Below are 3,041 nucleotides of genomic sequence, written 5' to 3' on the forward strand. Positions count from 1 at the left end.
CGGCAGTTTACGGGTACAAGAAAGGTAAGTCTGATCTTTAACCAGACCTACGATCTACTGCAGGTGGCAAGTGCCGCAGTTGTGGCATCAGGCACAGCGACTTTAGAGACTGCCCTGTTTAAAGTCCCTCAAGTGGTGGTATATAAGGGTAATCCATTGTCCATTGCGATTGCCAGAATGGTGGTGAAGATCCGCTTCATTTCATTGGTTAATCTGATTATGAACCGGAAAGTAGTTGAAGAACTGATCCAGGAAGATTGTAATACAGAACAGATTTTTAAGGACCTGAAGCCTTTGCTTGATGGCAGCCAGAGGGAAAGAATGCTGCAGGATTATGAAGAACTGGCGCTGAAAATGGGTTTGCCTGGTGCTTCTGAAAGGACGGCAAAACTTATTATTGAAGATTTGAAACGTTAAGCTTCCCGGTTTTTTTAAAAAATAGATTTTATGGTCTCTCTGGACCTTACAGGCCCTGAGGTTTGACCATTAAAATCTATTTTTCTGGGCGCAGACCTGTTTAGTTGGTTATTTGTAACTCTTATTCTTAATTCCTTTGCCACTTTGTTATTTTAAGGATTTTGTCCTTGTTGATCTTTATTCTGATGCGGAGTAAGTAGATGCTGAAAATGACATAGGCACAAAAGGGGGAGAACAATACAGCCATCGTAAGATAGTGGTCATACTGAATACTAATGGCTCCAAATAGCATCATCAGGAAGCTAATGTGCCATCCGTTGATGAGTAACAAATTTCTTTGTTTTGCATTCAGCATATTTTTTAACGGGATCATTGTTGGTTGGTTTGGTGACATGAATATATTAATTTCTTTTTAATAACTATGTCATGAAACCAATTTGCCTGTGATTTCTCTGTTGTTACCGGAGCTTAATATTTTCGATATAGAATTATGGCTTAAGGTGGGCGCTGTGATATCTGCTGGGGGTTTGGTTGGGGTCTTATTGGGAGAAAGGATACCCTTATCCCAACAAGATCCCAGTCAGATATGATTTATCCTAACAGACGGTATATGGAAAGTATTAAAATATTTTTAACTAACCAATAGTACTACCTGGTAAAATAAGTGTTTAGCATAATAGAACCCTAAACATTTTAAACCAGAATGGAGCAGCGTATCCACAAAACCGACCTGTTAAAATTTCTAAAAGGAGAATGTACCCCGGAGGAATCTATTGAGATCAATCAGTTCCTTAAAACGGCTGCTGGACAAAATACATTAAATGAGCTTTTGAATGAGCATTGGGAATTGGCTAAAGACGGAGAGATTGACCCAAGCATTTTATCAGAATGGAAGAGAGAATGGAGTTTGAAATTTATAAATGAACCAGCTAAAGTCGTTTCAGAAAAGAAAAGGACAGATCTTACTATGGTCTTTCGTTATGCTGCAATTTTTACAGCTTTAATTTTGGGCATCGGCATTTACCAGGTTTCTACTAAAAGAAGTGACGCAACTCAAATGAAGGGGAAGGAACTGGTGCAAAGAAATCCAATGGGAAGGCATTCCAATTTCTCTTTGGCCGATGGTACCCATGTATACCTTGGACCGGGAAGTACATTGTCCTTTCCGGAGAAATTCTTAGGTAATACCAGAGAAGTTCAATTGGAAGGTGAGGCGTATTTTGAGGTTACTAAAAATAAAGAGAAACCTTTTATCATTTATAGCCATCAGATCAGAACTCAAGTACTGGGAACGACATTTAAAGTCAGTGCATTTAAGGACGGTCCTGTATTAGTTTCTGTGACCAGTGGACGGGTTAAAGTTGACCGGATTGAAAGCGGTCAGGTTCAGCAACTTGCTGTTTTACTTCCTGGGGAACAGGTAAGTTATCATGCACAATCAGGAATCCATAAGTCGAATTTCAATATTGAGAACATAAAAAACTGGAAGCAAGGTCAACTGGTATTTGATGGCACCCCTCTTTTAGAATTAACAACACAGATCAGCCGTTGGTACAATGTCTCGATTACCATTAGTACTGAAAAATTGAAACAAATCCCTATAACTGTCACTTTAGACGGGAATATGCCGGTATCCAAATTTCTGGACGGTCTGAGTGCATCATTCGGGTTTCATTACACCTTGCAAGGCCGTACCATCACGATATATTAACCAACCAACTCAATCTATTCACCAACCAAACCAACCAACCGTCATGACCAATAAAATTTTACACTAGACACAATAAAACCGTCCTCTTTCGGAGAACGGCTTCATATGAACTAATAACCAAAAGATTTCGACGTCAGCATGGTTATTATAATTAACAGACTATTTCGGAAACCCGAGAATAACCCATAATTCTATAAAAGTATGCAAAAAGGATTTATTCCTTATCCATCTGTAAGATTTTTTTTGATTAAAAATGACAGGGTCAAATTTCTAATGAGATTTTCATTTGTTTTAACAGTTACGAAATTATTATTTGTAAGTCTTTTATTTGCAGGGGAAGGGCGTGGTCAGGAATTGGACAAGACCATCAGCCTTTCTATTAAAAACGCAGGTATGAAAGAAAGTATACTTGTGATTGAAAAGCAAAGCGGTATCCACTTTCTGATGCGGGATGATTTAATCAGGGGATATGAAAAAAGACTGAACATTTCTTCTCCTAAGATCACAGTCCGCAATGCGCTCGAGCAAGTGTTGTCCAATACTTCGCTCACCTATGTGGTGATCGATGGTTTTGTATCCGTGATCAATAAATCCGCCCAGCTCCAGATTACAGGGAAAGTGCTGGATGAGAAGACCAAGGAAGCATTAATTGGGGTATCTGTGAAAGTCAAGGGCTCCCCGATCTATACGATAACAGATAACCAGGGCAATTTTTCTTTAAAGATCCCCAGTTACGGCATCACCCTGCAATTTCAGTCGCTGGGCTACCAAACAGCAGAGATCAAAGTCAACGATTCCAGGTCTGTACAAAGCGTAGGCTTGAAAATCCTGAGCAACGACTTAAGGGAGGTCACTGTTCATGCCCGCAGAAAAGTCAATACCGAAGCTGCGGTGCTGGATGAAAGACGGCTGT

Annotated in this window: 3 protein-coding genes and 1 pseudogene; 3 read left to right on the forward strand and 1 reads right to left on the reverse strand. The window is 39.8% G+C overall.

Translation table 11 applies throughout. The features are described from left to right. Positions 1–417, forward strand: a pseudogene (locus tag VNZ46_RS18880) (lipid-A-disaccharide synthase); the annotation flags it as partial. Between the two features lie 127 nt (positions 418–544). Here VNZ46_RS18880 and VNZ46_RS18885 read toward each other — a convergent pair. Further along, positions 545–790: a hypothetical protein gene (locus tag VNZ46_RS18885; RefSeq protein ID WP_325561573.1), complete on the reverse strand. Its 246-nt coding sequence runs from the start codon at positions 788–790 to the stop codon at positions 545–547. 330 nt (positions 791–1,120) lie between these two features. Here VNZ46_RS18885 and VNZ46_RS18890 point away from each other — a divergent pair, with 330 nt between their 5' ends. Further along, the gene (locus VNZ46_RS18890) at positions 1,121–2,128 is read left to right on the forward strand and encodes a FecR family protein (RefSeq protein WP_325561574.1); all 1,008 of its coding nucleotides are present in this window, start codon (positions 1,121–1,123) and stop codon (positions 2,126–2,128) included. A gap of 273 nt (positions 2,129–2,401) precedes the next feature. Beyond that, a partial coding sequence (locus VNZ46_RS18895) for a carboxypeptidase-like regulatory domain-containing protein (protein ID WP_325561575.1) occupies positions 2,402–3,041 on the forward strand: 640 nt, incomplete at its 3' end.

Source organism: Pedobacter sp., assembly GCF_035566355.1.
Lineage (GTDB): Bacteria > Bacteroidota > Bacteroidia > Sphingobacteriales > Sphingobacteriaceae > Pedobacter.